This window comes from Dokdonella sp., assembly GCF_039926425.1.
GTDB lineage: Bacteria > Pseudomonadota > Gammaproteobacteria > Xanthomonadales > Rhodanobacteraceae > Dokdonella_A.
In genome coordinates, this window is record NZ_JBDSWZ010000300.1 from 1 (window position 1) to 6,577 (window position 6,577).

General features: G+C 61.0%; 8 protein-coding genes. 3 read left to right on the top strand and 5 right to left on the bottom strand.

All coding sequences use genetic code 11. From position 1 onward, the window contains the following. Positions 1–202 precede the first annotated feature (202 nt). Positions 203–472, bottom strand: a complete 270-nt coding sequence (locus ABIV12_RS16800; RefSeq protein WP_348061466.1) for a hypothetical protein — start codon at positions 470–472, stop codon at positions 203–205. A gap of 335 nt (positions 473–807) precedes the next feature. Between ABIV12_RS16800 and ABIV12_RS16805 the strand changes: the two genes are divergently transcribed. After that, positions 808–1,179: a KTSC domain-containing protein gene (locus tag ABIV12_RS16805; RefSeq protein ID WP_348061468.1), complete on the top strand. Its 372-nt coding sequence runs from the start codon at positions 808–810 to the stop codon at positions 1,177–1,179. A gap of 122 nt (positions 1,180–1,301) precedes the next feature. Here ABIV12_RS16805 and ABIV12_RS16810 read toward each other — a convergent pair whose 3' ends face one another. Beyond that, the gene (locus ABIV12_RS16810) at positions 1,302–1,493 is read right to left on the bottom strand and encodes a hypothetical protein (protein WP_348061470.1); all 192 of its coding nucleotides are present in this window, start codon (positions 1,491–1,493) and stop codon (positions 1,302–1,304) included. A gap of 37 nt (positions 1,494–1,530) precedes the next feature. Between ABIV12_RS16810 and ABIV12_RS16815 the strand changes: the two genes are divergently transcribed. Both ABIV12_RS16815 and ABIV12_RS16820 read left to right on the top strand, forming a co-directional pair. Next, positions 1,531–2,337 (top strand): exodeoxyribonuclease III, encoded by an 807-nt coding sequence (locus ABIV12_RS16815; protein ID WP_348061472.1) that lies wholly within the window; start codon positions 1,531–1,533, stop codon positions 2,335–2,337. Between the two features lie 161 nt (positions 2,338–2,498). Continuing rightward, entirely contained in the window at positions 2,499–2,984 is a 486-nt protein-coding gene (locus tag ABIV12_RS16820) for a pyridoxamine 5'-phosphate oxidase family protein (protein WP_348061474.1), read from the top strand. Positions 2,985–3,006: 22 nt separating this feature from the next. Here the strand turns inward: ABIV12_RS16820 and ABIV12_RS16825 are convergent, their stop codons facing one another. The 3 genes from ABIV12_RS16825 to ABIV12_RS16835 all read right to left on the bottom strand — a co-directional run bounded on the left by ABIV12_RS16825 (position 3,007) and on the right by ABIV12_RS16835 (position 6,524). After that, the gene (locus ABIV12_RS16825; RefSeq protein ID WP_348061476.1) at positions 3,007–4,011 is read right to left on the bottom strand and encodes a cation diffusion facilitator family transporter; all 1,005 of its coding nucleotides are present in this window, start codon (positions 4,009–4,011) and stop codon (positions 3,007–3,009) included. Positions 4,012–4,073: 62 nt separating this feature from the next. Further along, positions 4,074–5,141, bottom strand: coding sequence for a catalase family protein (locus ABIV12_RS16830; protein ID WP_348061478.1), 1,068 nt, complete (start codon positions 5,139–5,141; stop codon positions 4,074–4,076). Between the two features lie 171 nt (positions 5,142–5,312). Continuing rightward, on the bottom strand, positions 5,313–6,524 hold the full coding sequence (locus ABIV12_RS16835; protein WP_348061480.1) for an FAD-dependent oxidoreductase: 1,212 nt from the start codon (positions 6,522–6,524) through the stop codon (positions 5,313–5,315). Positions 6,525–6,577: the final 53 nt, after the last annotated feature.

Below are 6,577 nucleotides of genomic sequence, written 5' to 3' on the forward strand. Positions count from 1 at the left end.
GAGGCATGGTCAAAGCTCGGAATTCTGGCGACTCTTCTGTGAGCGCGCGAGCCTCATCGAGGATCTTGCGGGTCCCGAAGGATGGATGTATGTCAACGACGCGCTCGACGCGATGCTGGCAAAGGCCGGCATCGACCCTCGCGGCTGGAGTGACGTGTTCGACGCATGAAGCGCTCTGCGGGAGCGCCCGCCGGTCGCACAATCATTCCAGCGCGCCGGTCGCCAGACTCCCTGGTGGAGTATTCGTCCGCTTCTCCAACTCCTCGACCAGCATCGTCCGGTATTGGTCGTCGGTGAGTGTCGAGTGCCGATAAATCCTCTCCAGCACATCCCCATCGCCCTGACCCGTCACAAGGCTCGAGATGGTGTACCCCTCATCAAGAACGGTCGCCTCGACCGTGCGTGCCTCGAGATCTGACGGCCATTTCTCCACGACCCCGTCGCGGGGCCCTCCAATGAAAAGTGCATCCATGATTTGCCTGCTCCGCGTGGTTCCGGATGCCTGGTGACGTCCAATCCGTCCAAGGCGTTTCCGGTTTCGATGATGGGATTTTCCCGGCGATTTTGCGTGCTGCAGATCGTGCGCTGGTTGGCATCGGGCGATTCCGAAAAACTTGGAACGCTTCAACGTTGCTCCCGCAGGAACTGATCCCGATCGATTGGAATTGCAGCAGCGGCGATCGCCGCACGCAGTGAAACTAACGGCTTCTACCCTGCTCGCCGATGAACGCTCGTCGATCGATGACCGTTCGCCGGGCCGTAGGTTTCTGCCTCTCATTCCGGGAGACGTGCAACAGTGCATGCGCGATGAAATGGCTGCGTCGGCGATGCCTCGTATCAAGCCTCGTGTCACGTCTCGTATCACGTCTCGTCGACGCCTTGGGTTCAGGCGCGCGCGCCTATTCTCGCGGCCTGCCAAAGCGGCGCACCTGCGACGCGGCGTTGCACGAGATGCTCTTCATGGATTCGCCCGGAAAGATCCAGTCGATGTCCTATGATTGTTCAAGACAGGAATTGACGGTGTCATTTGATTCGAACCGAACTGTCGTGTTCAGCGAAGTTCCGTCCGTCATCCGCCAGTCTCTACAGGATGCACACGAACCTGACGCAGCACTGATGGAATGCGTCGTGGGCAAATATCCTTGGATCGAATTGCGCGCGTCTCCGTGGCGAAACTGACCGCCGTAGGAGCCCGCATCGGTGAAGCAATCGATGGGAACGAGCAAACACGCAGGCCAGGCCGTCGAGACGTGCCTGGCCGGTGATCCGCAATTGCTCGATGACGACGAGCAGCTTGAGACTTATTTCTCGACCGAGCCCTGCAACGCCGCGGCAACGCCGGCATCGCCAGACACCATATCGGCCCACGACAGCGAAATGCCGTTGCGCCGTCCCTTTTCCACCACCTTGACGCCGGCGGGATCGATCGTGATGGTGTAGGTCTTGTCGCCAATGGCCAGTTCGCGGCGGATCGGCTTGTCGAGTTTGGTCATGGTTTGCTCCGTTTGGTGGTCGCTACGGGTGGAGACAATGAGGCTTGCGACGTTCAACATCAACGGTATCCGCTCCCGCCTTCCCAATCTGCTGGACTGGCTGGAGCGCGAATCCCCCGACATCGTATGCCTTCAGGAGCTGAAGGCCCCCGATACGGCGTTTCCCGTCGACGCTCTCGACCACGCGGGTTACGGGGCGCTGTGGGCAGGACAATCGGCGTGGAACGGCGTCGCGATCCTTGCAAAAGGCGCGCAACCGGTAGAAAGCCGACGTCGCCTGCCGGGCGACCCTGACGATACACAGAGCCGATATCTCGAGGCCGCCGTGAACGGCATCATGGTGGCGTGCCTGTATCTGCCCAACGGAAATCCGCAACCGGGGCCCAAGTTCGACTACAAGCTTGCGTGGTTCGAACGACTGATCCGGCACGCCGAAGCGTTGTATTCATGCGGTCATCCGGTCGCCCTCGCGGGCGACTTCAATGTCATTCCGACCGACTTCGACATCTACAACACGCGGTCCTGGCGGAAAGACGCGCTGTTGCAGCCTGAGAGCCGCGCGTGCTTCGAACGCCTGCTCGCACAAGGATGGATCGATTCTGTGCGCCATCTGCATCCGGATGAGGCGATCTACACCTACTGGGATTATTTTCGCCACCATTGGGAAACCGATTCCGGCCTGCGGATCGACCATCTGCTGCTCAACCCCCAGCTTGCAGCACGCTTGAAAAAGGCCGGAGTCGACCGCTGGGTTCGGGCGGAACCAAAGGCAAGCGATCATGCGCCGACCTGGGTGGAACTCGCGGCCGCGAAACGTGCAACGAAACGAACGGGCAACAGGTGACACGCGCGAACGCGCAGCCGGACAGCGACGCGCGGCACTGGCACATCTGAAGGACGGCTTACAACGCGCGCATCGCATTCACCTCCACTGCGGCATTGGTCCTCAATACTCGGGATTGATCCATCGAATGATGGCCGCTTCCCGCCCATGGAGAACCCCCAATGCCCACCCCCCAGGAAATGGAAACGAAATTCTGGAGTGAACTCGCGTCGCAGCGAACGATGATGCTCGGTATCGACGGAAAGGAAGACGGCCACGTGCGGCCGATGACTGCACAGTTCGAGAATGAGCGCAGCCCGATCTGGTTCTTCACCTCAAAGGACAATGCGCTTGTGCAGTCCCTTGGTGGCGCGGACCGTGCAATTGCCGCGTTCACCGGCAAGGGTCATGATCTGTTCGCAAGCGTGCATGGCAAGCTCAGCGTCGACAACGATCGCGCGACGATCGACCGCCTGTGGAACGCGCATGTCGCCGCGTGGTACCCGGGTGGCAAGGACGATCCGAAGCTCGCACTGCTGCGCCTCGACGCAGAGCAGGCGGAGATCTGGTTGAATGGATCGAGCATTCTTGCCGGCGTCAAGCTGCTGTTCGGCGTGGATCCGAAGAGTGACTACAAGGACAAGGTCGCGCAGGTCGATCTGCGCTGACGCACGACGGTGGAGCGGCCGCTCAGGTCGTTCCACCCATCGGCACGTGATCACGCTGCGGGTCTGTTGTCGCGTCATTCGAACCACCGAGTTTCGCCTTCCTCGCTGCCCACACGGAATGCTTCTGCGGCTTGATGAAAACGGACACGATTTCGGGGTGGCTCTTCTTGAACGCGATTTCCAGTTCCTCCACGCATGCTTCAATGTCTGGCGATGTCAGTGCGTCCTCGAACTCGGCACTGAGTGCAGCAAGCACATGATCCGGTCCGAGCTGCGTGGTGATGACGCCATTCAATTGCGCGATCGCCGGATGCTCCCGGGCAATCCGCATCAATGATTGCTGAACCTGCGGGAGAGCACTCTCTCCAATCAGCAGCCCCTTCGTTTCGCGCGCGAGCAGAAAGGACGTCACACACAACACCAGTGCAATCACGATGGATGCCGCCGCGTCGAATTCCGGGCGACCGGTCGCCGCGGCCAGTCCGATGCCGGCAAACGCAACGATGAGCCCCAGCAGCGCTGCAGTGTCTTCCAGCAGCACCGTGAACACCGTCGGATCCTTGCTGCTGCGGATCGCCGCGAGGTACCCGAGTTTGCCCTTGGTGCGTTTGACGCGGCGTAGTGCGGCCGTCCACGAAATGCCTTCGAAGAAAAACGAGACGCCAAGGACGGCGAAGTTCGCCCACACGTGACTGACCGGTTCCGGCGTGAGGAGACGATGCACGCCCTGGTAAAACGAAACGCCTGCACCGAGCGCAAAAATCAGCAGTGCGACGATGAAACTCCAGAAGTAGACTTCGCGACCATGCCCGTACGGGTGCTCGATGGTTGCCGGCGCGCTCGCGCGTTTCAGGCCGTGCAGAAGTAGCAGCTCGTTGGCGGTGTCGGCCAGCGAATGGACTCCCTCGCTGAGCATCGCTGAGCTTCCCGTTACGCTGGCGGCGATGAATTTGGCGCATGCAATTCCCGCATTGCCGACCAGCGCAATGATGACGACCGTCCGGCTTTCGGATGCTTGCTTCGCCATGCCGGTTTTTCCTCAGGCCAACGCGAGCGAAACGGGAAGCGCGACGCGGCGTGTCGGCCCACTCACGCGGTTGTCTCGCTGATGTCGACCAGATTGGCCGCTGCCCGAAACTTCGCTGACGCGTCGTACGCCACCTTTCGCGCCCTCATGATCGAGCCGACCGGGCGGTGAGCTGCGATGCAATGCCAGGGATTGAAAAACAGACGGTCTTCCTGGCGTGGCGATTCGCTGTCGCTCCACGCAATCTGTCTCGGCACATGGAGGCGCGCAACGGCGATGAATGGGCTCTTTTCCTCAGGCCAGCGCACCGCCGCGTCCTCGATCGGCATCGATGGCAGATCCGTGCACAGCTGCACCCGCAGCTCCCACTCCGCATCGTTCTGATCGAAGAACGCCACGACAGCGTCGCGGATGCCATTCGGATGCTCGTGCAGGTCGAGCACCTCTCCCTTCAGCGCGAGAAGATTCGGGGAAACCGGAACCAGCTGAAACTTCGCGATGTAGGGGCCGTAAAGAACGGGCACCTGCGTGTAGAAGATTTCGCCAAGAATGTGTGTGAGCGGATGGCCTCCGAGACTTTTCAACGTTCCGCTTTCTCCGCCGGCCGCCTCGACCACTTTTTCGAGGCCGCGAAGAACAGCGGAGAGCGCCTTTTTCAGGCCCTCTGCCTTGTCCGTCGTTGGCGCGAGCAGTTTGAGATTTTTCAGAAATGCCTTCGCGTTGGATGTCCCGAACGCGGGGCCATTGATCATCACCAGATCCTGCGTGCGTTCGGCGTGTGCACCGGGAAGACGCTCGCCCTGCACATCGAGCACCTTGACGCCCATTCCGCGAGGCGTCGACACCTTGTCGTCGAGCAGGTCGCCGGGTGTGGTCGACAGGCGCATCACCACATCCATCGTTCGCGGTTCCGAAAATATGCCCTGCGCAAGCGCTTCGGGAAGTTGCGGAAGAACGCTCAACTCACCCTTCAACAGACCTTGGCTCTTTGCGTGCACGCTGCGCAAGCCGTGCCCACCGTCGGCCAGGGTCTTCTTTGAAATGGACCTCAGGGTGTCTGCCATCTCCTCGAACGTCGCGTTCTCGTCAGGCTCGGCATGTTCCATCGAAGGATGGTACCGAAGCGGCATTGTGTAGAGGGTTTGCACGTCGAGTCTCCAAAGGCCAAGCGATGCGCACCATGGCGCGCGACATCCACCACCTTGCTGGACGACGCATGACTGTGCCCTGACCTCAACGCATTTCCGGTTCGCGGCACGCACGTGGGCGTCAACCACGTGCAAGCGAATCGTGTGTCGTTCTCAACGCGTCATTCGGTCGAACGAGAAGAGCGACGCGCAAGGGTGGGAGCGTCCCTGCAAATGCGCGCAGAGCAATTCGGAACCGATCTGGCTGTAGGTGATGCCGTTGCCCCCGTAAGCCATCGCGAAGTGCACGCGCGGGCCGTGCTGGTCGTGGGGGCCGAAGAATGGCAGGCCATCCTCCGTTTCCGCGAACGTTCCCGCCCAGGAAAACGCCGGGCGAATGTCCAGGTTCGGGAACAGCGCGGTCATCTTCGCAAACAATTTCTTCGACTTGCGACCGAGCAGCGCGTCGCGTTTGAGAGGGATGTCGACGGCGTCATCCTCGCCACCCACCATCACGCGACCGTCCGCCGTGGTGCGCGCGTAAAGATAGGGGCGCGCCGACTCCCACACCATGCAATCTTTCAAGGGTCCGAGACCTCCTTCGACCGGATCGCTGACGAACGCATAGCTGCTGCGGTTGTCTGCGACCTTTTCGTCCAGATACTGCTCGCTCTCATACCCGGCTGCGAGAATCAGGTTCTTGCAGCGGATCATGCTGCCGTCCCCGAGTGTGACAGCGACACCGCCACGCACCGGCTTGAACTCCGCCATCGCGGTGCGATCAAACACCTGTCCGCCGCGGCGAACGACGCGTGCAAGCAACGCATGCGCCATCTGGTATGGATCGATCTCCGCCGCAAGCGGGGTCAGCAAGGCAACCGGCGCATCGAAGCCAAACCGCTTCTGCAACGTCGGCGTATCCAGCACGTCGAGCTTGAAGCCGTTCTTGCGCCGCATCTCGGCTTCGGACAACAAGCGCGAACGGTGGTACCAGTGACTGGCGTAATAGAGGCTCTGCATCGGGCGGATATCGACACCGCGAACGCTTCGCGCCAATCGCAGCAGCTTTGGTATGGCGTCGGCGCAGCTGCGGTACGCCAGCACGGCATCGTCTTCGCCGTAGCGCTCGGCCATCTCCTGCAGCTCGACATCGATCTCGTACTGCAGCAATCCGGTGCTTGCCGACGTGCTGCCCCAGCCCGCATCACGACGATCGATCACGCTGACATGCATGCCTTCGCGCGACAGTCTCTCGGCAATCAATGCGCCGGTGATTCCGGCGCCGACCACGAGTACATCGCACGCGTGCTTGCCTCGCAACACGGGAAATCGATTCAACAGGCCGCTGTTGACGATCCAGTAGGGGTAACCACTTTTCAGGTCCATGGGTCGATCCGCGTTGCGTTGGAGCGACCCCGCGATGGAGGTCGCCCCGTACT

What these genes read in the sequence shown, in the direction of transcription:
- ABIV12_RS16830 (WP_348061478.1), bottom strand. Translation starts at nt 5,141, where the DNA reads ATGCCGCTTCGGTACCATCCTTCGATGGAACATGCCGAGCCTGACGAG.
- ABIV12_RS16805 (WP_348061468.1), top strand. Translation starts at nt 808, where the DNA reads ATGAAATGGCTGCGTCGGCGATGCCTCGTATCAAGCCTCGTGTCACGT.
- ABIV12_RS16810 (WP_348061470.1), bottom strand. Translation starts at nt 1,493, where the DNA reads ATGACCAAACTCGACAAGCCGATCCGCCGCGAACTGGCCATTGGCGAC.
- ABIV12_RS16815 (WP_348061472.1), top strand. Translation starts at nt 1,531, where the DNA reads ATGAGGCTTGCGACGTTCAACATCAACGGTATCCGCTCCCGCCTTCCC.
- ABIV12_RS16835 (WP_348061480.1), bottom strand. Translation starts at nt 6,524, where the DNA reads ATGGACCTGAAAAGTGGTTACCCCTACTGGATCGTCAACAGCGGCCTG.
- ABIV12_RS16800 (WP_348061466.1), bottom strand. Translation starts at nt 472, where the DNA reads ATGGATGCACTTTTCATTGGAGGGCCCCGCGACGGGGTCGTGGAGAAA.
- ABIV12_RS16825 (WP_348061476.1), bottom strand. Translation starts at nt 4,011, where the DNA reads ATGGCGAAGCAAGCATCCGAAAGCCGGACGGTCGTCATCATTGCGCTG.
- ABIV12_RS16820 (WP_348061474.1), top strand. Translation starts at nt 2,499, where the DNA reads ATGCCCACCCCCCAGGAAATGGAAACGAAATTCTGGAGTGAACTCGCG.